Annotated in this window: 25 protein-coding genes; 17 read left to right on the forward strand and 8 right to left on the reverse strand. The window is 72.2% G+C overall.

From position 1 onward, the window contains the following. Positions 1–143 precede the first annotated feature (143 nt). From ACP4IX_RS25675 to ACP4IX_RS25715, 9 genes are all read left to right on the forward strand, one after another. Positions 144–746 carry a riboflavin synthase gene (locus ACP4IX_RS25675; protein ID WP_426523113.1) on the forward strand — a complete coding sequence of 201 codons (603 nt, stop codon included), beginning with the start codon at positions 144–146 and terminating at the stop codon, positions 744–746. Continuing rightward, complete coding sequence (locus ACP4IX_RS25680; protein ID WP_426523112.1) at positions 743–1,387, forward strand: nicotinamide mononucleotide transporter family protein; 645 nt, start codon at positions 743–745, stop codon at positions 1,385–1,387. The genes ACP4IX_RS25675 and ACP4IX_RS25680 overlap by 4 nt, the downstream gene beginning before the upstream one ends. Continuing rightward, positions 1,384–2,673, forward strand: a complete 1,290-nt coding sequence (locus ACP4IX_RS25685) for a bifunctional 3,4-dihydroxy-2-butanone-4-phosphate synthase/GTP cyclohydrolase II (RefSeq protein WP_426556783.1) — start codon at positions 1,384–1,386, stop codon at positions 2,671–2,673. Before ACP4IX_RS25680 ends, ACP4IX_RS25685 begins: the two co-directional genes overlap by 4 nt. 57 nt (positions 2,674–2,730) lie before the next feature. Continuing rightward, entirely contained in the window at positions 2,731–3,216 is a 486-nt protein-coding gene (ribH, locus tag ACP4IX_RS25690; RefSeq protein ID WP_398132049.1) for a 6,7-dimethyl-8-ribityllumazine synthase, read from the forward strand. 34 nt (positions 3,217–3,250) lie between these two features. Continuing rightward, positions 3,251–3,523, forward strand: coding sequence for a phosphoribosyl-ATP diphosphatase (locus tag ACP4IX_RS25695; protein WP_030951748.1), 273 nt, complete (start codon positions 3,251–3,253; stop codon positions 3,521–3,523). A 47-nt stretch (positions 3,524–3,570) separates the two neighbouring features. After that, positions 3,571–4,446 (forward strand): ATP phosphoribosyltransferase, encoded by an 876-nt coding sequence (gene hisG / locus ACP4IX_RS25700; RefSeq protein WP_426556785.1) that lies wholly within the window; start codon positions 3,571–3,573, stop codon positions 4,444–4,446. Between the two features lie 20 nt (positions 4,447–4,466). Next, on the forward strand, positions 4,467–4,946 hold the full coding sequence (locus ACP4IX_RS25705) for a PH domain-containing protein (RefSeq protein ID WP_426523109.1): 480 nt from the start codon (positions 4,467–4,469) through the stop codon (positions 4,944–4,946). 204 nt (positions 4,947–5,150) lie between these two features. Continuing rightward, positions 5,151–6,476, forward strand: a complete 1,326-nt coding sequence (locus tag ACP4IX_RS25710; protein ID WP_426523108.1) for a hemolysin family protein — start codon at positions 5,151–5,153, stop codon at positions 6,474–6,476. Continuing rightward, entirely contained in the window at positions 6,473–7,510 is a 1,038-nt protein-coding gene (locus tag ACP4IX_RS25715; protein WP_426556787.1) for a hemolysin family protein, read from the forward strand. The genes ACP4IX_RS25710 and ACP4IX_RS25715 overlap by 4 nt, the downstream gene beginning before the upstream one ends. A gap of 69 nt (positions 7,511–7,579) precedes the next feature. Here the strand turns inward: ACP4IX_RS25715 and ACP4IX_RS25720 are convergent, their stop codons facing one another. Together ACP4IX_RS25720 and ACP4IX_RS25725 are read right to left on the reverse strand one after the other, a co-directional pair. Beyond that, positions 7,580–9,445, reverse strand: a complete 1,866-nt coding sequence (locus tag ACP4IX_RS25720; protein WP_426556789.1) for an AAA family ATPase — start codon at positions 9,443–9,445, stop codon at positions 7,580–7,582. A 430-nt stretch (positions 9,446–9,875) separates the two neighbouring features. Beyond that, on the reverse strand, positions 9,876–10,496 hold the full coding sequence (locus tag ACP4IX_RS25725) for a uridine kinase family protein (protein WP_426556848.1): 621 nt from the start codon (positions 10,494–10,496) through the stop codon (positions 9,876–9,878). Positions 10,497–10,706: 210 nt separating this feature from the next. Here ACP4IX_RS25725 and ACP4IX_RS25730 point away from each other — a divergent pair, with 210 nt between their 5' ends. The 4 genes from ACP4IX_RS25730 (at position 10,707) to ACP4IX_RS25745 (ending at position 14,675) form a co-directional block, all read left to right on the forward strand. Next, positions 10,707–12,080, forward strand: a complete 1,374-nt coding sequence (locus ACP4IX_RS25730) for a peptidase C39 family protein (RefSeq protein WP_426556790.1) — start codon at positions 10,707–10,709, stop codon at positions 12,078–12,080. Positions 12,081–12,265: 185 nt separating this feature from the next. Beyond that, entirely contained in the window at positions 12,266–12,406 is a 141-nt protein-coding gene (locus ACP4IX_RS25735; RefSeq protein WP_426556792.1) for an SCO1431 family membrane protein, read from the forward strand. A gap of 82 nt (positions 12,407–12,488) precedes the next feature. After that, a complete protein-coding gene (locus tag ACP4IX_RS25740; protein WP_426523105.1) occupies positions 12,489–13,148 on the forward strand; it encodes a TetR/AcrR family transcriptional regulator in 660 nt (219 codons plus the stop codon). Between the two features lie 312 nt (positions 13,149–13,460). Continuing rightward, positions 13,461–14,675: an acyl-CoA dehydrogenase family protein gene (locus ACP4IX_RS25745; protein WP_426523104.1), complete on the forward strand. Its 1,215-nt coding sequence runs from the start codon at positions 13,461–13,463 to the stop codon at positions 14,673–14,675. On the opposite strand, the gene ACP4IX_RS25750 is transcribed toward ACP4IX_RS25745, so the two are convergent. Both ACP4IX_RS25750 and ACP4IX_RS25755 read right to left on the reverse strand, forming a co-directional pair. After that, entirely contained in the window at positions 14,638–14,919 is a 282-nt protein-coding gene (locus tag ACP4IX_RS25750; protein ID WP_426523103.1) for a hypothetical protein, read from the reverse strand. The genes ACP4IX_RS25745 and ACP4IX_RS25750 overlap by 38 nt on opposite strands. Before the next feature lie 238 nt (positions 14,920–15,157). Next, positions 15,158–15,595, reverse strand: a complete 438-nt coding sequence (locus ACP4IX_RS25755) for a hypothetical protein (protein ID WP_426556794.1) — start codon at positions 15,593–15,595, stop codon at positions 15,158–15,160. Between the two features lie 267 nt (positions 15,596–15,862). Between ACP4IX_RS25755 and ACP4IX_RS25760 the strand changes: the two genes are divergently transcribed. From ACP4IX_RS25760 to fxsA, 4 genes are all read left to right on the forward strand, one after another. Further along, the gene (locus tag ACP4IX_RS25760; protein ID WP_426523101.1) at positions 15,863–16,303 is read left to right on the forward strand and encodes an Lrp/AsnC family transcriptional regulator; all 441 of its coding nucleotides are present in this window, start codon (positions 15,863–15,865) and stop codon (positions 16,301–16,303) included. A 167-nt stretch (positions 16,304–16,470) separates the two neighbouring features. Further along, positions 16,471–18,075, forward strand: a complete 1,605-nt coding sequence (locus ACP4IX_RS25765; protein WP_426523099.1) for an amidohydrolase — start codon at positions 16,471–16,473, stop codon at positions 18,073–18,075. Between the two features lie 527 nt (positions 18,076–18,602). Then, positions 18,603–19,628 carry a polyprenol monophosphomannose synthase gene (locus tag ACP4IX_RS25770; RefSeq protein ID WP_426556796.1) on the forward strand — a complete coding sequence of 342 codons (1,026 nt, stop codon included), beginning with the start codon at positions 18,603–18,605 and terminating at the stop codon, positions 19,626–19,628. A 46-nt stretch (positions 19,629–19,674) separates the two neighbouring features. Continuing rightward, entirely contained in the window at positions 19,675–20,250 is a 576-nt protein-coding gene (gene fxsA / locus ACP4IX_RS25775) for an FxsA family membrane protein (protein ID WP_426523096.1), read from the forward strand. A 229-nt stretch (positions 20,251–20,479) separates the two neighbouring features. Here the strand turns inward: fxsA and ACP4IX_RS25780 are convergent, their stop codons facing one another. From ACP4IX_RS25780 to ACP4IX_RS25795, 4 genes are all read right to left on the reverse strand, one after another. Then, positions 20,480–20,854: an RNA polymerase-binding protein RbpA gene (locus ACP4IX_RS25780; RefSeq protein ID WP_003977404.1), complete on the reverse strand. Its 375-nt coding sequence runs from the start codon at positions 20,852–20,854 to the stop codon at positions 20,480–20,482. Positions 20,855–21,131: 277 nt separating this feature from the next. Next, complete coding sequence (locus tag ACP4IX_RS25785) at positions 21,132–22,478, reverse strand: MFS transporter (protein WP_426556798.1); 1,347 nt, start codon at positions 22,476–22,478, stop codon at positions 21,132–21,134. A gap of 67 nt (positions 22,479–22,545) precedes the next feature. Further along, positions 22,546–23,313 carry a glycerophosphodiester phosphodiesterase gene (locus ACP4IX_RS25790; protein WP_426523094.1) on the reverse strand — a complete coding sequence of 256 codons (768 nt, stop codon included), beginning with the start codon at positions 23,311–23,313 and terminating at the stop codon, positions 22,546–22,548. Continuing rightward, complete coding sequence (locus tag ACP4IX_RS25795; RefSeq protein WP_426556800.1) at positions 23,310–23,981, reverse strand: YczE/YyaS/YitT family protein; 672 nt, start codon at positions 23,979–23,981, stop codon at positions 23,310–23,312. The genes ACP4IX_RS25790 and ACP4IX_RS25795 overlap by 4 nt, the downstream gene beginning before the upstream one ends. Positions 23,982–24,046 lie beyond the last annotated feature (65 nt).

Below are 24,046 nucleotides of genomic sequence, written 5' to 3' on the forward strand. Positions count from 1 at the left end.
AGCACACGTGCGCGCCGCCGATCTCTGGGCCCGCCCGTCACGGGTGGGCCCGTCCGGCGTCGTTCCCGGTGCCCTCGTTCGCGATCTCTGTCGTTCTCGACAGCCCCGGAGTCCGTGCCCGAAGAGGCAGGAGGACCCGGGAAGTGTTCACCGGAATCGTCGAAGAGCTGGGCGAGATCACCGCCGTCGAGACCCTCGACGACGCCTGTCGCTTCCGCGTGCGCGGCCCCGTGGTCACCGAAGGGGCACGGCACGGCGACTCCATCGCCGTCAACGGTGTCTGCCTCACGGTCGTCGACCACGAGGGTGACGAGTTCACCGCGGACGTGATGGCCGAGACCCTGAACCGCTCCAGCCTCGGCGCCCTCACCACCGGCTCCCGCGTCAACCTGGAGCGCCCCACCGCCGTCGGCGCCCGACTCGGCGGGCACATCGTGCAGGGCCACGTCGACGGCACCGGAGAGATCCTGGAGCGCAAGCCCTCCGAGCACTGGGAGCTCGTGAAGATCTCCCTCCCCGCCGACCTCACCCGGTACGTCGTGGAGAAGGGCTCCATCACCGTCGACGGCATCAGCCTCACCGTCGTCGACGCCGGCCCCGACTTCTTCACCGTCAGCCTCATCCCCACCACCCTCGCCCTGACCACGCTCGGCCGGAAGCAGCCCGGCGACCCGGTCAACCTCGAGGTGGACGTCATCGCCAAGTACGTCGAGCGGCTGCTCGGCGCCCAGGGAGGCACCCGGTGAACTGGCTCAACTCCGAGGCGTTCACGCTCTTCGACCAGCACATCAAGTGGTCGGACATGATCGGCAACGTCATCGGTCTGCTCGGCCTCGCGCTCGGCTGGCGACGCTCCATCTGGACCTGGCCCGTGCAGTTCGTCTCCGGGCTCGTCCTCTTCACGGCCTTCGCCACCGCCCACCTCTCCGGCAGCGCGGGCAAGCAGATCGTCGTCATGGTCGTCGCCGCCTGGGGCTTCTGGCAGTGGAACCGCGGCCGGCGGCAGACCCAGGACGGCTCCATCGCCGTCCGGTTCGCCACCTGGCGCGAACGCGGCGCCCTGCTCGCCGCGGCCGCCGTCGGCACCCTCGCGGTCGGCGGCCTGTTCACCGCCTTCCCGACCCTGTCCTGGGACCCCTGGCCGGACGCGTACATCTTCGTCGGCACCGTCGTCGCCATGTACGCCCAGGCCCGCGGCATGGTCGAGTTCTGGTTCGCCTGGCTGCTGGTCGACCTGGTCGGCGTCCCGCTGAACTTCGCCAACGGCTTCGCCTTCTCCGGCTTCGTCTACGTCATCTACGGCGCGCTCGTCCTGTGGGGCCTGCGCGACTGGTGGCTGCGCTCCCGCACCGCGGCGCGGCCCGTCCCGGAAGGAGCGCCGGCATGAGCACGGCACCGATCCTCTACAGCACCGAGGGCATCGACGACCTCGGCCTCGACCCCGTCGAGCAGGCGATCGCGGACATCGCCGCCGGACGCCCGGTCGTCGTCGTCGACGACGAGAACCGCGAGAACGAGGGCGACCTCGTCATCGCCGCCGAGAAGGCGACCGAGGAGATCGTCGCCTTCATGATGAGCGAGTGCCGCGGCCTGATCTGCGCCCCCATGGAGGGCGACGAACTCGACCGCCTCCAGCTCCCGCAGATGGTCGGCGACAACACCGAGTCGATGAAGACCGCGTTCACGGTCTCCGTCGACGCCGCCGCCGCTCACGGCGTGACCACCGGTATCTCCGCCTCCGACCGGGCCACCACCCTCCAGCTCCTGGCCGGCGGCACCGCCGAGCCCGCCGACCTGGTCCGGCCCGGCCACATCTTCCCGCTGCGCGCCCGCTCCGGCGGCGTGCTCGTGCGCAACGGCCACACCGAGGCCGCCGTCGACCTCGCCCGCCTCGCGGGCCTGCGCCCGGCCGGCGCCATCGTCGAGATCGCCGGTGAGGACGGGCGCATGCTCCGCCTGCCCGAGCTGATCCCGTTCGCCCGCAAGCACGGCCTGACGATCATCTCCATCGAGGACCTGATCGCCTACCGCCGCAGCGCCGAGCCCACCGTCCGCCGCGAGGCCGAGGTCCACCTGCCCACCCGGCACGGCGAGTTCACGGCGTACGGCTACCGCTCCACCGTCGACGGCGTCGAACACGTCGCCCTCGTGCACGGCGAGATCGGCGACGGCACCGGCGTTCTGGTCCGCATCCACTCCGAGTGCCTCACCGGCGACGTCTTCGGCTCCCAGCGCTGCGACTGCGGCCCCCAGCTGGACGCCTCCCTGGACCGCATCCAGGCCGAGGGCCGGGGCGTGGTCGTCTACCTGCGCGGCCACGAGGGACGCGGCATCGGCCTGATGTCCAAGCTCCGCGCCTACGAACTGCAGGAGCGCGGCCGGGACACCCTCGACGCCAACCTGGAACTCGGCCTGCCCGCCGACGCCCGCGACTACGGCGCCGGCGCCCGGATCCTGGGCGACCTCGGCGTGCGCACGGTCCGCCTGATGACCAACAACCCGGACAAGAGCGACGCCCTCGTCCGGCACGGCATCGAGGTCACCGGCCGCGAGCCGATGCCCGTCCAGGCCGGCGAGCACAACCTCCGCTACCTGCGCACCAAGCGGGACCGGATGGGACACGACCTGCCCTGGCTGGACACGACGCCCGTGTCCACCTGCGGCAACCAGTAGACGCAGTAGACCCAGCAAACCCAGCTAGCCCAGTAGGCAAGGAATCCGAGGAGAGACGTGAGCGGCAAGGGTGCACCGGAGCTGTCCGTACGCAACGTGGGGGACCTGCGGGTCGCCGTCATCGCGGCACAGTGGCACGACAAGGTGATGGACGGACTCGTGGACGGCGCCCTGCGCGCCCTGCACGAGCTGGGCATCGACGAGCCGACCCTGCTCCGGGTCCCCGGCAGTTTCGAGCTCCCGGTGGTCGCCAAGGTCCTCGCGGGCCGCGGCTACGACGCGATCGTCGCCCTCGGCGTCGTCATCCGCGGCGGCACCCCCCACTTCGACTACGTGTGCCAGGGAGTGACCCAGGGCCTCACCCAGGTCTCGGTCGACACCGGCGTCCCCATCGGCTTCGGCGTGCTCACCTGCGACACCGAGGAGCAGGCCCTGGACCGGGCCGGCATCGAGGGTTCCAGCGAGGACAAGGGCCACGAGGCGGTGACCGCGGCCGTCGCCACGGCGGCCACGCTCCGCTCGGTATCCGAACCGTGGCGTTAGCCCGCCCGGCACTACGCGTAAAGTGGGCGCCACCATGTCCAAGAAGACTTTCGAGGAGCTCTTCACCGAGCTCCAGCACAAGGCCGCGAACGGCGACCCCGCCACCTCCCGCACCGCCGAGCTGGTCGACAAGGGCGTCCATGCCATCGGCAAGAAGGTCGTCGAGGAGGCCGCCGAGGTCTGGATGGCCGCCGAGTACGAGGGCAAGGAGGCGGCGGCCGAGGAGATCTCCCAGCTGCTGTACCACGTCCAGGTGATGATGGTCGCCCGAGGGATCTCCCTGGACGACGTCTACGCCCACCTGTAAAACCCAGACCCGTTTTCTCACCCCTCCACACGAAGGAAGCCGATCTCATGCTGCGCATCGCCGTCCCCAACAAGGGTTCCCTGTCAGGCCCCGCGGGGGAGATGCTGCATGAGGCCGGCTACCAGCAGCGCCGCGAGTCCAAGGAACTGCGGATCGTCGACCCGACGAACGAGGTCGAGTTCTTCTACCTCCGCCCCCGCGACATCGCGATCTACGTCTCCTCCGGCAAGCTCGACATCGGCATCACCGGCCGCGACCTGCTGATCGACTCCGGCGCCGACGCCGAGGAGATCCTCCCGCTCGGCTTCGCCCGCTCCACCTTCCGCTTCGCCGCCAAGCCGGGCACCGCGAACGGCATCGAGGACCTCAAGGGCCGGACCGTGGCCACCTCCTACGAGGGCATCGTCGCGGCGCACCTGGCCGACCGGGGTGTCGACGCCTCCGTCGTCCACCTCGACGGCGCCGTCGAGACCGCCATCGAGCTCGGCGTCGCCGAGGTCATCGCGGACGTCGTCGAGACCGGGACCTCCCTGCGCAACGCGGGCCTGGAGGTCTTCGGCGAGCCCATCATGAAGTCCGAGGCCATCGTGATCCTCCCCCAGACTCCGTCCGGGGGTGCCCCCAGCTCCGGCGCGGACGCGGAGGAGCCCAAGGTGCAGCAGTTCCTGCGCCGCCTCCAGGGTGTCCTGGTGGCCCGGACGTACGTGATGATGGACTACGACTGCCGTGTGGAGCAGTTGGAGAAGGCCGTCGCGCTCACGCCCGGCCTGGAGTCCCCGACCGTCTCCCCGCTGCACAACGAGGGCTGGGTCGCCGTCCGCGCGATGGTCCCGGCCAAGGAGGCCCAGCGGATCATGGACGATCTGTACGAGATCGGCGCGCGGGCCATCCTGACCACCGCCATCCACGCCTGCCGTCTCTGAGCACGACCCGGAGCGACGCCATGCCCGACACCACGCCGGACGCCACACCGGAGCTGCCCGCACTGCCCGTGACCTTCCGGCCGGGCCGCACCCGGGTGGTCCTGTCCGTCCTCGCCGCCGGCACGTTCGTGACCATCTCGGCGGTCGGGATGCTGTTGGGCGGCCTCGGCACGGGGGAGCGCCTCAGCTTCGTGCTGACGGCCCTCCTCCTCGCCGGGGTCCTGCTCGTGCTGGCCCGGCCCCGGGTCACCGCCGACGAGGCGGGCGTCACCGTCGTCAACCTCACCACCAAGCGGCGCCTCGCCTGGGCCGAGGTTCTCCGGGTCAACCTCCGGCAGGGCGACCCCTGGGCCTTCCTGGACCTCAGTGACGGCACCAGCCTCCCCGCGCTCGGGATCCAGCCGGGCATCGCCCGGCAGCGCGCCATCCAGGACGCGCGTGCTCTGCGCGCGCTCGTCGAGGCCCGTTCCGCCGCCGCCCCCGAGGCGCCCCGCTCCTGACGCGGGTGCGGCGACCCTGCCGCGGGCACCCTTGTCGTGATTAATCTGGGAACGAGGACGCGGCCGTCGCGTCCTCGCCCCTGTCGCTCCGCCCGGTGCGCGGGGGTTCCCGCTACCCGAGGAGTGACTCCCTCCGGCGATGGACGGACCGTCCTGCAGTACCTGCGCCGCCCCCTGCCGCGACACCCCGCAGGCGGCGGCATCATGACCCTCCCCCTGCTGCTCCTGGCAGCCGCGTTCCTGCTGATTCTCGCCAACGGGTTCTTCGTCGCCGCCGAGTTCGGTCTGGTGACCGTCGAACGGGCGGACGCCGAGCGGGCCGCCGCCGACGGCGACCGGCGTGCCCGCCGGGTCGTCGAGTCCCTCAAGGAGCTGTCCTTCCAGCTCTCCGGCACCCAGCTCGGCATCACCATCACCTCCCTGGTGGTCGGCATGCTCGCCGAACCGGCACTCGCCCAGCTCCTGGACGGCCCGTTCACGGCGACCGGCATCCCCGACGGCGCGGTCCCCGGTGTCTGTGTCGTCGTGGGCATGCTGCTGGCCTCGGCGGTGCAGATGGTGATCGGCGAGCTCGTGCCCAAGAACTGGGCGGTGTCCAAGCCCCTGCAGGTCGCGCGCTTCGTCGCGGGCCCGCAGCACGCCTTCGCCCGGCTGTTCCACCCGGTGATCGCCGCGCTGAACGCGGTGGCCAACCGCCTCGTCCGCGCGCTCGGCATCGAACCCACCGAAGAGCTGGCCTCCGCCCGCACCCCCGGCGAACTGGTCTCCCTGGCCCGGCACTCCGCCCGGGCCGGCGCCCTGGAACAGGACACCGCCGAGCTCTTCGTGCGGACCCTGTCCCTGGGCGGACTGACCGCGCAGCACGTCATGACCCCGCGCGTGAAGGTCAGCGCCCTGCATGCCTCGGCCACCGCCCAGGACGTCGTCAACCTGACCCGCGCCACCGGCCTGTCCCGCTTCCCCGTCTACCGGGAGAAGATCGACGAGATCGTCGGCATCGTCCACCTCAAGGACGCCCTCGCGGTCCCCGCGCACGACCGGCTGCGGACCTCCGCCGGCCGGATCGCCCGTCCGGCGCTGCTCGTCCCCGAGACGCTGCCCGTCCGGCCGCTGCTCACCCGCCTGCGCAGCGAGCAGCCCATCGCGGTCGTCGTCGACGAGTACGGCGGCACGGCGGGCGTCGTCACCCTGGAGGACATCGTCGAGGAGATCGTCGGCGAGGTCCGCGACGAGCACGACGGCCTGGACCTTCCCGAACTGGCCCCCGCCCCGCCCGAGGAGGGCCGGCCCGCCTGGGACGTCGACGGCAGCTGCCGCGTCGACGCCCTGCGGCACATCGGCCTCCAGACGCCCGAGGGGCCGTACGAGACCGTGGCCGGGCTCGTCGCCGACCTGCTCGGCCGCATCCCCGCCGTCGGTGACCGGGCGGAACTGCCCGGCTGGCGGCTCTCCGTCCGGCAGGTCGGCCACTACCGCGCCGAACGGATACGACTGGTGCGGACGGCGCCCGTGCCGGAGGCCGCCCGATGAGCGTCCTGCAACTCCTCTTCGCCGCACTGCTCGTGCTGGCCAACGGCTTCTTCGTCGGCGCCGAGTTCGCGCTCGTCTCGGTGCGCCGCAGCCAGATCGAACCGGTCGGCACCGCCCGGTCCCGGCAGGTGCTGTACGGACTGGAACGGCTTCCGCAGATGATGGCCGCGGCCCAGTTCGGCATCACCGTCTGCTCGCTGACGCTCGGCGCGGTCGCCGAGCCGACGGTCGCCCGTCTGCTGGAGCCGTTCTTCGAGTGGATCCACCTGCCGCACGGCGTCATCCACCCCCTCGGCTACGTGATCGCGCTGGCCGCCGTGGTCTTCTGCCACCTCGTCATCGGCGAGATGGTCCCGAAGAACCTCGCGATGGCCGCCCCCGAGAGGACCGCGCTGTGGCTGAGCCCCGGCCTGGTCGCCTTCGCCCGCCTCTGCAGGCCGATCACCGCCGCGCTCGGCGCCTGCGCCCAGGGCATTCTGCGGCTGTTCCACGTCGAACCCAAGGACGAGGTGGAGGCCGTCTTCACCAGTGAGCAGCTCAACCGGCTGGTGGAGGACGCCGGTCAGGCGGGCCTGCTCGACCCGGAGGAGCAGGAACGCCTGGAGGACGCCCTGGAACTGGGCTCCCGTCCGGTCACCGACGTACTCCTCGGACGCGAGTCCCTGATCACGGTCAGTCCCTCGGTCACGCCGGGCGAGGTCGTCGGGCTCACGGCCCGCACCGGGTACTCGCGCTTCCCGGTCGCGGTGGGGAAGGGGGCGTTCATGGGGTACCTCCACGTCAAGGACGTCCTCGACCTGGAGGACTCCGACCGGGCAGTCCCGCAGCACCTCTGGCGCCCGATGACGACGCTCCGCCCCGAACTCCCGCTCTCCGACGCCCTCACCGTGATGCGGCGGGCAGCGACCCACCTGGCCCAGATCACGGACGCGTCCGGAAAGGTGCTGGGACTGGTCGCCCTGGAGGACGTACTGGAGCTGCTGGTGGGCGAGGTGAAGGACCCGGCCCACAGAGAGGTGACGCTGGCTACCTAGCCCCGGCCGCGCCCACCCGTCGGCGCGGTCCGCGGATCTTCTGGGGCGCCGGTCCCGAACGCCGGCGCCTCACAGCCCCGGAGGGGCCTGCGGCCCCCTCCCCGACAGCACCTCGCCGTACGCCTGCATCAGATCCGGCAACCGCAACGTCGCCAAATCGTCCCGGGTCAGCACTCCGGGACACACGGACAACCGCAGATCCCTGTACGCACAGCTCTTCTCGTACAGCGTCCGCAGGAACCGCCCGTTCCCCAGCTCGTCGATCCACCCCTGGTCCACCACGTGCCCGGCGATCGAGCGCAGTTCCTCACGCGCCTCCTCGTCCCACGCGTCCCCGTTCTCGGCCGCGAGGACCTCACCGATCGAGGTCAGTTCCAACGGCCGGTACGACGGGAAGTCGACCCGGGTGGTGAAGCGGGAGGACAGCCCCGGGTTGGCGGCCAGCAGCCGGTCCATGCCCTCCGGGTAGCCGGCCAGGATCACCACCAGGTGGTCGCGGTTGTCCTCGGCCCGCTTCAGCAGCACCTGGAGTGCCTCGTCGCCGTACGCGTCGCCCTTGCCGTACCCGGAGTTGGACAGGGAGTACGCCTCGTCGACGAACAGGACGCCGCCGAGTGCGGAGTCGATCAGTTCGTTGGCCTTCACGGCGGTCTGGCCCAGGTACTCGCCGACCAGGTCGGCCCGCTGCGCCTCCACGAGGTGGTCGCCGCCGAGCAGACCGAGGGCGTAGAAGACGCGGCCCAGGATGCGGGCCACGGTGGTCTTGCCGGTGCCGGAGGGGCCGGAGAAGACGAAGTGCCGTTTGGGCGGCTGGACCGGCAGGCCCTGACCGGCCCGCAGCCGCGCCATGTTCAGCTGTGCGGACAAGGCCTTGACCTGCCGCTTGACCGGCTCCAGGCCCACCATGCGCTCCAGCTCGGCGAGTGCCTCCTCCAGTAACGCGGGGTCGGTGGGCCCGGTGGGCAGGGACGGGTCCGGCCTGCCCGCCCTCTCGCGTACCGACGGTCCGGTCAGTGAGGGCAGCGGGGTGGTCAGCGGGGGCTCGGGGGCGGACAGCTTGAGGCCGCGTTCCTCGGCGCCGAACAGAGGGTCGAGTCCGGCGGCGCCGTCCAGGCCGTCCACTCCCGTACCGGCCTGCTGGAGCCCCGCGAGGTCGGTGGAGTCGTCGTACCCGTCGCTCTCGGCGATCGCCGCCAACCGGGCCGAGGTGTCCATGAAGGCCGGGTCGACGCGGTGCACGGCCCGGTACAGCGGCAGCGCGGCGGCGCTGCGCCCCGTTCCCTCGTGTGCCCGCGCCAGCCAGTACCGCAGTTCCTTGCGCTGCGGCTGCTCGCTGCGGCACCGCATGAGGGCCGCCGACAGCAGCGGCTCGGCCTGTCCGTACATCTCCAGGCGTACCCGGGCCATGCCGCTGAACAGGCCGGCCTCGATGCCCAGCAGGGGATCGCCGAGCAGCGGGTCGGTGTGCCGGACCAGCTGTTCCCAGTCCTTGACCAGGTAGGCGCGGCAGGCGTGCAGGAAACGGACCTGGGCGTCGGTGTCCACGGGCGGCAGTCCGGCCAGCGCCCGGTCGAGTTCGGGGACGTGACGGCCGTCCAGCCAGTGGGAGGCGTGGGCCAGCAGCAGATCGCGAGGACTCTCCAGTACCGGCTGTACCCACCAGCCCAGCCAGTACCAGGAGTTGAGCGTACGGCGGTGGCGGGCGCGCTGCTCGCCGAAGCGCTCCCGGTGCCGGAACATCCTGAGCAGCGCGTTGGTGGTGTCGACGCGCAGCGCGTGCAGCCCCAGCCAGCCGTCGGCCATCGCCGGATCGATGCGTACCGCGGCCCGGAACTCCTCCTCCGCCTGCGGATAGGCCCCCATCGTGTAGGCGTCCACGCCGCGCAGCCAGGCGAGGTCGGCCGGGGCCTGCGGGCCCCGCGCGCCGAAGTCCATCCCGTCCCCCACGTACCGTGCCCCCGTCGGTATGCCGGCGAGCCGTCGCCCGCCGACCGCCTCGGTCAACGGCTTTGCCGTGGACCGGAGTTGCAAGGTGCGCGCGGCAACCGCCCGTAGGTCGCACCGAGGGCATCGTACCCGCGGCGGTCGGTCCTCCGAAGGGTGCCGGGACGGGCTGTTCCGCGAGGTGGGGGCAGCGGGGCACACCCGGGACGGTCACCGAAAGTGAGCGGATCGCGTCACGGAGCAGCAGGAAAGCGCGCTCAGGGCAGAACGAAGCCCCCGGTCACGGGGGAACAACCGGGGGGCTTCGCGTCTGTCGGCGGCTTCGCACGGCCGCACATTCAGAACGTAAGACCTGTACGGCCCCCGGGTCAAGCGGAGTTGAGGCACTCCGGCCGGCTGTCCGGAAGTGATCTTCACGAGTTCAGCACATTGCGGAGGGTCCGTCACCCTGCGTGAGGAAGAGGGCGGAAGAGGCGGCTCCCGCGGGTCCCGGGAGCACCTCGTATCCCTCCTCTCCCTGCCGCACCAGAAGATGCGCGTAGGGGCGCGAGGGGTCGTCGGCGAAGTGCCGGCGCTCCGCCGGGATCCACCCGTCCCAGAACGCCCGCTGCTCCGCTCCGTCGCGCGCCCGTCCGCGGGCCCACGCCTCCTCGCGCGGGAGCTCCATCCAGAGCAGCTGGGCCAGGTGCGGACGCAGCGCCTCGCGGCCGGCGCCGACCCCCTCCAGCAGGACCACCGGGGCCGGCGGCAGGGGGCGGGGCGCTCCGAAGGACCGGGCCCGCCAGTCGTAGGGGGCGTACCACGCGGTGTCGCCGCGCCGCAGGGGCTCGATCACCTGGCTCAGCAGCCGCCCCGTCCAGTCGAACAGTTCGCCGTGGCTGGCGATGTCGTCGAGGTGCAGCACCGGTGCGCCGTCCAGCTCGGTGGCCAGCCGGCCGGCGAACGTGGACTTTCCGGAGCCGGCGTACCCGTCGACGCCGATCAGGCGCACGGGCCCGCAGGAGGGGGGAAGCCGGCGGAGCCGGGCTGCGAGGGCGTTGATGGCGGGTCCTGGGCGGCGCGAAGGGGCGGACGGCGTTCGCCCCGCACTCTAGCCGCGCCGTTCCGGTCCCCGCCCACGCCATTGGTCGACACCAATATTCGTGGCGCGGCGTGCGGGGAAGTGCTGGCAGGAGCGGGCGCCTGAGGTCATAGTTGGCGCACGACCGTGCAACGGACCCGCCCGACTCGGACACCTGGGGGTCTCCCGCCCATGAGCAGAGCCGAACAGCCGTCCCGCAGAACCGTCCTGACCGCCGCCGTCGCGGCCGCCGTGGCGGGCAGCGCGATCCCGGCCACCGCCGAAGCGGCATCCGGTACGGGCGCCGCCGGCGCGGAGCCGGGCCGCGCGACCGCCCGGCAGGTCGACCACCACGCCTGGACCACGTTCCGCGACTGGCGGTGCGGTACCGCGCGGGGGGCCCGCCCCGTCGCCGGCGCCCGGCCCGGTGTCGCGATCGGCGTCGCGGCCGGCACCACCGACTACACCGACCCGCACACCGGCAGGGCCGGGACCTGGGAGTACGCGACCTGGACCTCGCCCGTCCACCGGCTCGCCGTGCCCTCGACGGAGGTCATCGCCTCCTGGAACGCGCACACCCCGAGCGGCACCTGGCTCCAGGTCGAGCTCAAGGGCACCTACTCCGACGGCACGGACACCCCCTGGTACGTGATGGGCCGCTGGGCGGCCGGTGACCAGGACATCAAGCGGACCTCGGTCGACGACCAGGGTGACGGCCGGAGCAGTGTCTGGACGGACACCTTCGCCATCGACGACGCCTCCACCGGCCTGCGCCTGGCCTCCTACCGGCTCCGGCTCACCCTGTACCGCCGCCCCGGGACGAAGGCCACCCCCACCGTGTGGCGGCTCGGCGCGATGGGCTCCGACGTGCCCGACCGCTTCACCGTCCCGGCCTCCACCCCGGGGCTCGCCCAGGAACTGCGCGTCCCGCGCTACTCGCAGGAGATCCACAAGGGCCAGTACCCCGAGTACGACAACGGCGGCGAGGCCTGGTGCAGCCCCACCTCCTCCCAGATGATCATCGAGTACTGGGGCGGCCGGCTCACCGAGGAGCAGCTCGCCTGGGTCGACCCCTCCTACGCCGACCCGCAGGTCTGCCACGCGGCCCGGTACACGTACGACCACCAGTACGAGGGCTGCGGCAACTGGCCCTTCAACGCCGCCTACGCGGCCACCTTCGAGGGCCTCCAGGGTGTGGTCACCCGCCTCGGCTCCCTCACCGACCTGGAGACGCTGATCGCGGCGGGCATCCCGGCCATCACGTCCCAGTCCTTCCTGGAGGAGGAGCTGACCGGGGCGGGCTACGGCACCGCGGGCCACCTGATGACCGTGATCGGCTTCACCGCCGACGGCGACGTGATCGCCAACGACCCGGCCTCGGACGACAACGAGGCCGTGCGCCGCGTCTACAAGCGGCGCGAGTGGGAGAACATCTGGCTCAGGACCAAGCGGTACAACGCCAGTGGCAAGGTCGCCTCCGGCACCGGCGGTGTCTGCTACCTGTACTTCCCGGCACACCCCAGCCCGCGCCAGCGCAAGGCCCTCGCCGCGGTGGGCGTGCGCTGACCGCACCGCACCCGGCGACGGCCCCCGGCACCGCTCCACCGCGGCCGGGGGCCGTCCGCTGTGGCCCACCGGCCCGCTGTGACCGACGTCTCCGCCGCAAAAGCCACGCGCGGTGGCAAGGTGGACAGGGCGGCTACCGCCAGGGGAGCCGGGGGAGTCCACGCAGTCGAGATCAGTGAGAGGCCATGAGCGCACACACCGCCACCGCCGCCCGTGTCCGTACCGGCGGCCCCAAGGACGACGGTCCGAAGATCCTCGAGCACGTCATGGGCTGGACCCTCGTCGTGGTCGTCGCGATGTTCGTGGTCCAGTTGGGGCTGCTGTGACGTGACACTCGTGTGACCTGCCCCACGACCCGGCCTGCCATACTGCGGATGTCCCGCCCCCCGCAGGAGACCAGGGCCGAAATTGAATATCAGTCAACAGCGTGCCGACGCCCGTCCCCGGGCGCGCGGCACCGAGCGCTCACTGACCCGCCGCGCCGAACTCATCACCATCGGGCGGCGGTTGTTCGCCGACACGTCGTACGACGCTCTCTCGATGGATGACATCGCCCGCCAGGCGCAGGTCGCCAAAGGGCTGATCTACTACTACTTCCGTTCCAAGCGGGGCTACTACCTGGCGATCATCCAGGACTCGGTCGCCGACCTCGTCACCACCGCGGCGGGCGGCAGCGAGCTGTCGCGGGTGGACCGTGTCCACCGCGCCGTCGACGGCTATCTGCGCTACGCCGAACACAACCAGGCCGCCTATCGCACGATCGTCAGCGGCGGAGTCGGCTTCGACGCCGAGGTGCACGCCATCCGCGACGGGGTGCGTCAGGCGATCGTCGTCACCATCGCAGAAGGGGCGTACGGGCGTTCCGACGTCGGACCGCTGGCCCGTACGGGACTGCTCTCCTGGGTGTGCGGCGTCGAGGGCGCCACCCTCGACTGGATCGGCCGCCCCGAACTGCCCCGCGAGACCATGCGCGACCTGCTGGTGAAGTCGCTCGGCGGCACCCTGCGCGCCATCGAGGAGCTCGACCCCGCGTGCCCGGCCCCGGCTCCCGCCCGCCGGGACGCCTGACGGCGGAGGAGACGAGCCGGCCTCGGCCCCTTCGTCCCGCGCATGCTTCCGCGCACCGGGTCGGCTCGTCGTCCGCGGTGTCACCGTGCGGCTCCCGGCAGGGAGTGCCGGCTGGAACATTTCTCGAAGTAAGCGGTCGTTAACTGGTGACTCCATGCCTCCGATCGGGCATACTCACAGCGCACAGCCGCTGGTCAGCCGCTTCCGCGACCCGGGAGTGCGAGCATCGGCCAGGCCCGAACGACCCGGCGGAACCGCCTCCACCCAAGGCGCACATCCGCCGATGTGCCCGACAGGGAGGAGAGCGTCGCCATGCCCGACCGCGCCCCGCAGCCGGTGGACCGGCAACTGCCCACGGACGAGGCACGGGATCTGATCTCGCTCGTCCGTGACATCGCGCAGCGCGAGATCGCCCCGAGCGCGGCCGAGGAGGAGGACGCCGGCAGGTTCCCGCGCGAGGTCTTCACCCTGCTCTCCGACTCCGGCCTGCTCGGTCTGCCCTACGACGCCGAGTACGGCGGCGGCGAGCAGCCGTACGAGGTGTACCTCCAGGTCCTCGAAGAGCTCGCCGCGGCACGGCTCACCGTCGGTCTCGGTGTCAGCGTGCACACGCTCGCCTCCTACGCGCTCGCCGCCTACGGCACCAAGGAGCAGCAGGCCGAGTACCTGCCCGCGATGCTCGGCGGCGGCCTGCTCGGCGCCTACTGCCTCTCCGAACCCGCCTCGGGATCGGACGCCGCGTCCCTGCGCACCAAGGCCGTTCGGGACGGCGGGGGCGTCTCCCGCTCGAGCGGAGCCGGGGCAGGGACCGGGGAGGACTGGGTGCTCACCGGGACCAAGGCGTGGATCACGCACGGCGGCATCGCCGACTTCTACACCGTGATGGCGCGTACCGGTGAGGACGGCCCGCGGGGGATCACCGCCTTCCTGGTCCCCGGCGACGCCGAAGGGCTGAGCGCCGCGGTGCCGGAGAAGAAGATGGGCCTCAAGGGCTCACCCACCGCACAGGTCCACCTCGACGGCGTGCGGGTCTCCGACGCCCGGCGTCTGGGCGAGGAAGGCCAGGGCTTCGCGATCGCGCTGTCCGCGCTCGACTCCGGGCGGCTCGGCATCGCCGCCTGCGCGATCGGCGTGGCCCAGGCGGCGCTGGACGAGGCGGTGTCCTACTCGGGCGAGCGGCGGCAGTTCGGCAGGCCGGTCTCCGACTTCCAGGGGCTGCGCTTCATGCTCGCCGACATGGCGACCCAGATCGAGGCCGGCCGCGCGCTGTACCTGACGGCGGCACGGCTGCGCGACGCCGGCCTGCCGTTCGCCAAACAGGCCGCGATGGCCAAACTGCACTGCACCGACACGGCGATGCGGGTCACCACCGACGCCGTGCAGATCCTCGGCGGCTACGGCTACACCGCGGACTTCCCGGCGGAGCGGTACATGCGCGAGGCCAAGGTGCTGCAGATCGTCGAGGGCACCAACCAGATCCAGCGGATGGTCATCGCCCGTCACCTCGCGGGGCCCGAGGGGCGCTGAAGTCGCCGGAGCCGCCGGTGACGCGGAAGTCGCCGGTGGCGAAGAAGTCCTCCTGCCCGCGCGGAGGCGCCGCGAGCCTGACCCACTCCGGGTCGTGGCGCCCGGGCAGGGTGCGGCCGCGGTCGGCCCAGGCCCGCATCAGCTCACGGTAGATCGGCGGGTCCGGGACTTGCGGAACCGGTCCCGCGGGCACCGGGACGAACACGCCGGGCCGACGCCCGGCCGCCGAGTACGTGGGGGTCATACCCGGGCAACGCGGCGACGGCGGACTGGACACCGGCCCGCGGAATCGAGAGTGAGTTCGCGGACGCACGCCACCGGGTCACCGTTGCCGAACCGGGCCTGACACGGCGTCACCCGTACCGGCCCGCACGATGCCCGGAACAGCACACGCCGACCCGCGCCACGGCGGCCTGCGAGCCGTGGCACGGCTGGTCGACGGGTTCGGGCCACGCCCCCGGACGGCGGGCGCCCGGGGCGGTTCAGGCCGCCTCGCGCCGCATCCTCGGCACACGCATCGGGCGCGAGCCCGGCCCGCCGACGTGGGAGAAGGGCTGGGTCCGCCAGTCGAGGCCCCGGGGGAGCGTCAACAGCAGGGCGGTGTCCTGCTCGAGGGGCTGGAACGACTCGTCCGCGGGGCGGGCCTCGGTGGCCCTGCGGCCGGTGCCCGCGCAGACCGAGAGGCCGAACGGGTCCCACGGCGAGGCGCACAGCGCGTGCTCCGGCAGCACCTCCTCGTCCGCCAGCAGGGCGATGGGCTGCGTGCAGTCCGGGCAGATCACCCGGTACATCTCGAAGGTGTCGTAGGTGTCGAGTTCCTCCTCGTCGAAGGCGTCGGGTTCGACACCCTCCGATACGAGCTCGACGACCGGCTGCTGCCGCTTGGGCGTGGTACGTCCAGGGCGCTTAAGACTCTGCATTGGGTTCTCCCCCTCGGGCTGGGTCGTGACGGCACTGCGGCCTCGACCACAGCAAGCACTTCCCGTCCCCCCTCCGGGGTAATCACGAGAACATCACGGAGACCGTCCGAGGCATGTGGTCTTCGTCACATGCCGTTCGCAGGTGCCCCGTGCGGCGGATTTGTCCCCTCTCGGCCGTCGGACGGCTCCCCGTCACATCACGAACCGGGCATGACCTGGACTGCTCAGGTATCCGAGGGGATCAACCGCCCTGTAGGTTCTTGCGCCATGGAGGAGCTGGACCGACAGATCGTGCAGCTGCTCGTCAAGGACGGGCGGATGAGCTACACAGACCTGGGCAAGGCCACGGGCCTGTCCACGTCGGCCGTGCACCAGCGGGTGCGGCGGCTGGAGCAGCGTGGCGTCATCCGCGGTTACGCCGCGGTGGTCGACCCGGAAGCCGTCGGACTGCCGATGACCGCTTTCATCTCGGTGAAACCGTTCGATCCCAGCGCCCCCGACGACATCGCCGACCGCTTGGCCGTCGTCCCCGAGATCGAAGCCTGTCACAGCGTGGCCGGCGACGAGAACTACATCCTCAAGGTGCGCGTGTCCACACCGCACGAGCTCGAGGAACTGCTCGCCCGGGTCCGTTCCCTCGCCGGGGTGTCGACCCGGACCACCGTGGTGCTGTCGACGCCGTACGAGTCCCGGCCGCCGCGGATCTGACCGGCGGCCGGGCACCCGGGCGGCCCGGGACGTCGGGACGTGCGGTGCCACGGCCGGCCACCGGGGGCGCAGGCCCGGGTCGGGAGCGCGCCCACGGGCCGCCCGTAAGCCCGGCGCGGCCGCCCCCGGCTGCCGTGTGGTCCGGGCAAGGGGCGAGACTGGTGTTCATGAGTGAGTCCACCACCCCGTCCACGACCGTCCTGCTGCGCCGCGGCGAGGTCCACAGTCCCGCCGACCCCTTCGCGACGGCGATGGTCGTCGAACGCGGCCAGGTCGCCTGGGTCGGCTCCGAGGGTGCCGCGGACGCCTTCGCGGACGGCGTGGACGAGGTGATCGACCTGGACGGCGCCCTGGTGACCCCGGCGTTCACCGACGCACACGTGCACACCACGTCCACGGGCCTCGCCCTCACCGGCCTCGACCTGTCCGGCGCCCCCACCCGCGAGGCGGCCCTCTCCCTCGTACGGGACTTCGCCGCGGCCCGCCCGGACGACCGCGTCCTCCTCGGCCACGGCTGGGACGCCTCCCGCTGGCCCGACGGACTGCCCCCGACGCGCGCCGAACTGGACGAGGCCACCGGCGGCCGGCCCCTCTACCTCAGCCGTATCGACGTCCACTCGGCCGTCGTCACCACCGCCCTGCTCGACCTGGTCCCGCGGGGCGCCGGCCGGCCGGACGGCCCGCTCACCGCCGACGCCCACCACGCCGCACGCGCCGCCGCACTCGGGGCCGTCGCCCCCGCCCAGCGCGCCGAGGCCCAGCGCGCCGCCCTCGCGCACGCGGCCTCCCTCGGCATCGGAACCGTTCACGAGTGCGCAGGCCCGGAGATCTCCTCCGAGGACGACCTCACCGGCCTGCTGCGCCTCGCGGCCGAGGAGCGCGGCCCGCGAGTGATCGGCTACTGGGCCGAGCAGGACGTCGACAAGGCGAGGGAACTGGGCGCCGTGGGTGCCGCGGGCGACCTCTTCGTCGACGGCTCCCTCGGCTCGCACACCGCCTGCCTGCACCAGCCGTACGCCGACGCAGGCCACACCGGCACCGGGTTCCTGGACGCCGCCGCCGTCGGCGCCCACGTCGTCGCCTGCACCGAGGCCGGCCTCCAGGCGGGCTTCCACGCCATCGGCGACGCCGCCGTGACGGCCGTGGTGGAGGGAGTGCGCGCCGCCGCCGGCAAGCTCGGCCTCGCCCGGCTCCGCGCCGCCCGCCACCGCGTCGAGCACGCCGAGATGCTCACCCCCGAGACCGTCGCGGCCTTCGCCGAGCTGGGCCTGACCGCCTCCGTCCAGCCGGCCTTCGACGCCCTGTGGGGCGGCGAGGACGGCATGTACGCCCAGCGTCTGGGCGGCGAGCGGGCCCGCACCCTCAACCCCTTCGCGGCCCTGCTGCGGGCCGGCGTCCCGCTCGCCTTCGGCTCCGACAGCCCGGTCACGCCCCTCGACCCGTGGGGTACCGTCCGGGCCGCGGCCTTCCACCGTACGGCCGAGCACCGGGTCTCCGTACGCGCGGCCTTCACCGCGCACACGCGCGGCGGCTGGCGGGCGATCGGACGCGACGACGCGGGCGTCCTGGTGCCGGGCGCACCCGCTGACTACGCCGTGTGGCGCACCGGCGAGCTCGTCGTCCAGGCCCCCGACGACCGGGTCGCGCGCTGGTCCACCGACCCGCGCTCCGGCACCCCCGGCCTGCCCGATCTGACTCCGGGCCGGGACCTGCCCGTCTGCCTGCGCACCGTGGTGGGCGGACGGACGGTGTTCGTACGGCCGGGCGAGTGATCTCCACGGCCGACGGAGCGATGATCTTCTTCCGTCTGCCACCTGCACGTCCTGGGCTCTGACCTGCGCGTTGACATGGAAGCCGCAGGTCGAACGACTGTTGACAGGCGACGGCGGGGGGCCGGTAGGTTCGGCCGGGTCCACCACCGGACGCCCGACCGGGGAATCTTCCGCGCACGCGTCGCGGCGCCGCTGGGTCAGGGACGGTGTGCCGTACCGGCGCACCGTCACTGGGAGCCAGGCTCAGCGCTCGCGACGCGACGAGGGAACATTCCGGCCGGTCGGGAGGTGTGACCCGGGTGGGGCCCGGGCGCTCAGTAGACAACGGCTTTCGGTCGACCCGCAGCCAGCGGGCCCCAGGTCGGCCCGAAGGGCGCCGGGCCCCCATCCGCAGCGGAAACGGTCCTTAACCGCGCATCCCTACCCCGGTGCTGGGGAAATGACACCGCCATACGAACGTCCTGTCACGTCATCGCAGGCCGCGGCCATTATGGTGGTCCTCTGCGTACGGACATGAAGGGGCAGCGGTGAACGACGGCGACGGGACGCCCGCGGAAGCGGGGCGGGGGAGGCGGTTCGGCCCCCTGGGCACGGCCTTGGTGATCGTTCCGACCTACAACGAGGCGGAGAACATCAAGGCGATCGTCGCGCGCGTGCGCGAGGCGGTCCCTCAGGCGCACGTTCTCGTGGCCGACGACAACAGCCCCGACGGCACCGGCAAGCTCGCCGACGAACTGGCCGCCGAGGACGACCACGTCCAGGTCCTGCACCGCAAGGGCAAGGAGGGCCTGGGCGCCGCCTACCTCGCGGGCTTCCGCTGGGGCCTGGAGCACGGCTACGGCGTACTGATCGAGATGGACGCCGACGGCTCCCACCAGCCCGAGGAACTGCCCCGCCTGCTGACCGCCCTCAAGGGCGCCGACCTGGTGCTCGGCTCCCGCTGGGTGCCCGGCGGGCGGGTGGTGAACTGGCCCAGGTCCCGCGAGTTCATCTCCCGCGGCGGCAGCATGTACTCCCGCCTCGCGCTCGACCTGCCGCTGCGCGACATCACGGGTGGCTACCGCGCCTTCCGCCGGGAGACCCTGGAGGGGCTCGGCCTGGACGAGGTCTCCTCGCAGGGCTACTGCTTCCAGGTCGACCTCGCCCGCCGGGCGATCAAGGCGGGATACCACGTCGTCGAGGTGCCGATCACGTTCGTCGAGCGCGAATTCGGCGACTCCAAGATGAGCCGCGACATCCTGGTGGAGGCGCTCTGGCGGGTCACCACCTGGGGTGTGGGGGAGCGGGTCGGCAAGGTGCTGGGCCGCGACAGGCAGTCCGGCAGAGAGCCGGGCGGGGCGGTCGGCAGGCCGGCCGGAGCATCGGCCGAGGTGCCGCCGGACGACGTGCCGGGCGTCACGCCGGCCGAGAAGGCGGCTGAGGGGTCTGCCGAGACGGCCGAGGGCTCCGCCGGAGCGGTGGCTGAGGGCTCAGCCGGGACGGCTGCGGAGTCTGCCGAGAAGGCGGCCGAGACGGGCGACAAGCCGACACAGACGCCCGGCAAGAACGGCTGATCGTCCCCTTATGCCGTGCTGAGCCGGGGCCAGGCACACTAGGGGTATGACGACTGGCGCTCAGACCCCCAGGTCCCCCGCCCGGCCCCCACGCTCCCGGCTGCGCACGTTCCTGCCGCTGGGCATCGCCGCGTGGCTCGTGCTGGAGATCTGGCTGCTGACCGTGGTCGCGGGCGCCTCCAGCGGGTTCGTGGTCTTCCTGCTGCTGGTGGCGGGCATCGTCCTCGGATCCGTGGTGATCAAGAGCGCGGGACGCCGGGCCTTCAGGAACCTCACGGAGACCCTGCAACAGCAGCAGGCAGGCGTGATGCCCGAGGCCGCCCGACCGAACAGCGAGGGCAACGGCCTGATGATGCTGGGCGGACTCCTCCTGATACTCCCCGGCCTGATCTCCGACGCGCTGGGCCTGCTCATGCTGCTGCCCCCGGTGCAGAAGGCCGTGAGCCGCTACGCGGAGCGGACGGTGGAACGCAAGCTCCGCGAGGCCGGCCCCGGCACCCTGGGCGACGCGTTCCGCCAGGCCCGCATGCACCAGCCGGGCGGCAAGGTCGTCCAGGGCGAGGTCATACGGGACGACCCGGACGGCGCACCGCAGGACCCGCGTCCTCCGCTGACGCGCTGAACTCCCGCCGGCCCGGACCCGCCGACGGGCGACGGCGCGCGCCCGGGCCGGAACGGGCCGGACGGCAACCGGGCCGGCCGGCCCCCGGCTCCGGACACACCGGCGGACCTGCCCCCGAAACCACGGGTGTGGCCGTGCGTGCATTCGCCCGCCCAAAAACCGCGGGTGCCGTACGTGAAGTTCACGTACGGCACCCGCGGTGTTCGGTGGTGCTGCTTACGGTTTCCCGCTACGCACTCTTGCGACTGTCTCGCGGATGCACCGCGATGTTCATCGCGCCGGAGCGCAGAACGGCCAGTCGCTCCTCGAGGACCTCTTCGAGTTCCTCGCGGGTGCGCCGCTCCATCAGCATGTCCCAGTGCGTACGCGCGGGCTTGGCCTTCTTCTCCTCAGGGCCGTCGCCGTCCACAAGGAGTGCCTGGGCCCCGCAGACCTTGCACTCCCACTCCGGCGGGATCTCCGCCTCGACCGAGAAGGGCATCTCGAATCGATGCCCCTTCTCGCATGCGTACTCCACGGCCTGGCGCGGGGCCAGGTCGATGCCGCGGTCCGTCTCGTAGCTGGTCACCACGAGGCGCGTGCCGCGAAGAGCTCGCTCACTCATGAATCGTGCCTCCCGGGCTTGTCGCCCACAGGACAGGTGTCGCTGTCGTCGTCATCCGGTCAACGTCCGGGCGGCGGTAAAGATTCCCGTCCCGACTCCCGTTCCGGGCGTCTGCGTCGCCGTCGCAGTCGCAGCCTTGCAACCAGTGCAGTACCCGCCGACGTCCGGTTTGTCACCTCTGCTAGCAGATGTGGCATAGCGTTTCGGCACCTTTGACGCGCAGTAACGGTACGCCTGGCAGGCCAAACGCGTACACTACAGCCTTTCGCGCCAAGTGCTAAATCCTCTCGGGTACCGGGTTGCCCGCGTCGCCGATGGCCCGCCGTACCGGGACCCGCGCGAGCAGCACGAAACCGATGACGAAGAACGCCACCAGCGAGATGATCGCGTCCCGGTAGCTCCCGGTCAGCTGGTAGGTGAGCCCGAACAGCAGCGGCCCGAGCCAGCTCATCCCGCGGTCGCTCAGCTCGTACGCCGAGAAGTACTCGGCCTCCTTCCCGGGCGGCACCAGGTGCGAGAACAGGGAGCGGGACAGCGCCTGGCTGCCGCCCAGGACGAGCCCGATGCCGGCGGCCAGCACGAAGAACCACACCGGCTCCCCGGCCGGCAGGAAGTACCCGGCCGCGAGGGTGACCGTCCAGGCGACCAGCGACCCGAGGATCGTGCGCTTCGCCCCGTACGTCCGGGCCAGCCGGCCCAGCGCCAGTGCGCCCGCGACCGCCAGCAGCTGGACCAGGAGGACGGCCACGATGAGTGTGGACTGTCCGAGGCCCAGCTCCTCGGAGCCGTAGACCGAGGCCTGGGAGATCACCGTCTGGATGCCGTCGTTGTAGACGAGGTACGCCAGCAGGAAGGCCAGGGTCAGCGGGCGGCGCCGCATGTCGCGGACGGTCGCCGCGAGCTGCCGGAACCCGGGCAGGGTGGTCTCCCGCGCGGGAGCACGGCGGTCCCGCAGCCGTCTCAGCGGGATGAGCGCGAAGGCGCCCCACCACAGGCCGGCCGACGCCAGACAGACCCGGACCGCCGCGCTCTCGCTCAGCCCGAAGGAGTCGTGGGCCGTGTACAGGACCAGGTTCGCGATCAGGACCAGTGCCCCGGCCGCGTACCCGAAGGCCCAGCCGCGGGAGGAGACCGCGTCGCGTTCCTCGGGCGGGGCGATCTGGGGCAGGTAGGAGTTGTAGAGCATCATCGCGACGGACTGCGCGGCGTTGGCGACGACCAGGAGCAGCCCGCCGAGCAGGTAGCGGTCGCCGTCGAGGAAGAACATGCAGGTCGTGGCCGTGGCTCCGGTGTACGCGGCGGCGGCCAGCAGCGGCTTCTTGCGGCCCGAGCGGTCGGCCGCGGCACCCACCAGGGGCATCACCAGGACCGCCGCGATCACCGAGAGGGACACGGAGTACGCGAAGAACGATCCGGCCCGCACGGGTATGCCCAGCGGGTGGACGTACCCGTCCGCATCCGCGGCCGACTCGGCGACCGACGTCAGATAGGGGCCCAGGAACACGGTGAGCACGCTCGTCGAGTAGACGGAGCACGCCCAGTCGTAGAAGTACCAGCCGCGCTGCTCGCGTCGCCGGTCGCCGGCGCCGTCGGCCTCGTCCGTCCGCAGGGTGTCGGTGCCCACCCGTGCCCTCGCTTCCCCGTGAACGCGCGACGTCCCGGGGGGTCCGCTCGGTGGGTCCCGGACGGTCTCAGACCCAGACGCCGCGGTCCTCCATGACCTTGCGCAGTGTGTCGATGTGATCGGTCATGATGCCATCCACGCCCAGGTCGAGGAGCCGGTGCATGCGAGCGGGGTCGTTCACCGTCCAGACGTGCACCTGCAACCCGCGCGCGTGGGCGGTGCGCACGAAGCGGTGATCCACCACCTGGATGCCCGACTGGGCCTCGGGTACCTGTGCGGCCACCGCCGAGCGGCGCAGCGCGGCCGGGACGCCCCAGGAGCGCAGCCGCAGGTTGAGGACGCCCCGGGTGCCGTACGAGGTGGCCAGGCGCGGGCCGGCCAGACGCTGGGCGCGGACGACACGGGCCTCGGAGAAGGAGCCGACGCAGATCCGGTCCCAGGTGTCCGTCCGCTCGATCAGCTCCAGGAGCGGCAGCAGCGCCGGCTCCGCCTTCACGTCGATGTTCCAGCGCACCCGGGGGAAGGTCTCCAGGAGTTCCTCGAAGAGAGGCACCGGTTCCACGCCCGCCACGCGCGCGCGGCGCACCTTCTCCCACGTGAGGTCGGCGATGCGGCCGGTCCCGTCCGTCACCCGGTCCAGGGTCGCGTCGTGGAAGGCGACGAGCTTGCCGTCCCGCGTGGCGTGGACGTCCGTCTCGATGTACCGGTAGCCCGTCTCGACCGCGCGCCGGAACTGCCGCAGCGTGTTCTCCAGGCCGTCCGCGGCACCGCCCCGGTGGGCGAAGGCGATCGGGCCGGGGTGGTCCAGATAGGGGTGGCGTATCGCGGTGGTCACCGACGCAGTATCGCGCGCCGGGGCGGGCCGGCGGCAACCACCGTGCTGCCGCCCGGTGCCGGGGGAACGGCGAACGCGCGGAGGAACACCTGGGCGAGCGGGCCGATGGACACGGCGTACAGCAGGGTGCCGGCGCCGACCGTGCCGCCGAGGGCGAAGCCCGTCACCACGACGGTGATCTCGACGGCGGTCCGCACCAGGCGCACCGACAGTCCCGTGCGCTGGTTCAGCCCGGTCATCAGGCCGTCGCGCGGGCCCGGACCGAACCGGGCGGCGATGTACAGTCCGGTCGCCGCGCCGTTCAGGACGATTCCCGCCACCATCATGGCGATCCGCGGCGTCCAGCCGTGGGCGTCGGGCACGACGGCCAGCGTCGCGTCCATCGCGGCGCCGATCACCAGCACGTTGGAGACCGTGCCGAGGCCCGGCCGCTGGCGCAGCGGTATCCACAGCAGCAGCACCGCCGCGCCGAGCAGGGTCAGCACCACACCCATCGACAGGCCCGTGCGCTGAGCGAGGCCCTGGTGCAGCACGTTCCACGGTTCCAGGCCGAGCCCGGACCTGACCAGCAGCGCCGAACTCGCGCCGTACAGCAGCAGGCCACCGTAGAGCTGTGTCAGCCGCCGTGTGAGTTGCCGGTGCCCGGGTTGCCTGGACTGCTTGGACAAGGAGTGCCCCTTGGGTGGTGGTAGTGGCCTGCTTCATGACACTCTGTGGCTTGACAAGGAGAGCC

Source organism: Streptomyces sp. WG5, assembly GCF_049974565.1.
In the GTDB taxonomy this organism is placed as follows: domain Bacteria; phylum Actinomycetota; class Actinomycetes; order Streptomycetales; family Streptomycetaceae; genus Streptomyces.

Bases quoted from the DNA above. Each gene is read 5' to 3' on its own strand.
- ACP4IX_RS25735 (WP_426556792.1), top strand. From the start codon at position 12,266: ATGAGCGCACACACCGCCACCGCCGCCCGTGTCCGTACCGGCGGCCCC.
- ACP4IX_RS25780 (WP_003977404.1), bottom strand. From the start codon at position 20,854: ATGAGTGAGCGAGCTCTTCGCGGCACGCGCCTCGTGGTGACCAGCTAC.
- ACP4IX_RS25755 (WP_426556794.1), bottom strand. From the start codon at position 15,595: ATGCAGAGTCTTAAGCGCCCTGGACGTACCACGCCCAAGCGGCAGCAG.
- ACP4IX_RS25720 (WP_426556789.1), bottom strand. From the start codon at position 9,445: ATGGACTTCGGCGCGCGGGGCCCGCAGGCCCCGGCCGACCTCGCCTGG.
- ACP4IX_RS25695 (WP_030951748.1), top strand. From the start codon at position 3,251: ATGTCCAAGAAGACTTTCGAGGAGCTCTTCACCGAGCTCCAGCACAAG.
- ACP4IX_RS25730 (WP_426556790.1), top strand. From the start codon at position 10,707: ATGAGCAGAGCCGAACAGCCGTCCCGCAGAACCGTCCTGACCGCCGCC.
- ACP4IX_RS25760 (WP_426523101.1), top strand. From the start codon at position 15,863: ATGGAGGAGCTGGACCGACAGATCGTGCAGCTGCTCGTCAAGGACGGG.
- ACP4IX_RS25745 (WP_426523104.1), top strand. From the start codon at position 13,461: ATGCCCGACCGCGCCCCGCAGCCGGTGGACCGGCAACTGCCCACGGAC.
- ACP4IX_RS25750 (WP_426523103.1), bottom strand. From the start codon at position 14,919: ATGACCCCCACGTACTCGGCGGCCGGGCGTCGGCCCGGCGTGTTCGTC.
- ACP4IX_RS25715 (WP_426556787.1), top strand. From the start codon at position 6,473: ATGAGCGTCCTGCAACTCCTCTTCGCCGCACTGCTCGTGCTGGCCAAC.
- hisG (WP_426556785.1), top strand. From the start codon at position 3,571: ATGCTGCGCATCGCCGTCCCCAACAAGGGTTCCCTGTCAGGCCCCGCG.
- ACP4IX_RS25705 (WP_426523109.1), top strand. From the start codon at position 4,467: ATGCCCGACACCACGCCGGACGCCACACCGGAGCTGCCCGCACTGCCC.
- fxsA (WP_426523096.1), top strand. From the start codon at position 19,675: ATGACGACTGGCGCTCAGACCCCCAGGTCCCCCGCCCGGCCCCCACGC.
- ACP4IX_RS25710 (WP_426523108.1), top strand. From the start codon at position 5,151: ATGACCCTCCCCCTGCTGCTCCTGGCAGCCGCGTTCCTGCTGATTCTC.
- ACP4IX_RS25765 (WP_426523099.1), top strand. From the start codon at position 16,471: ATGAGTGAGTCCACCACCCCGTCCACGACCGTCCTGCTGCGCCGCGGC.
- ACP4IX_RS25685 (WP_426556783.1), top strand. From the start codon at position 1,384: ATGAGCACGGCACCGATCCTCTACAGCACCGAGGGCATCGACGACCTC.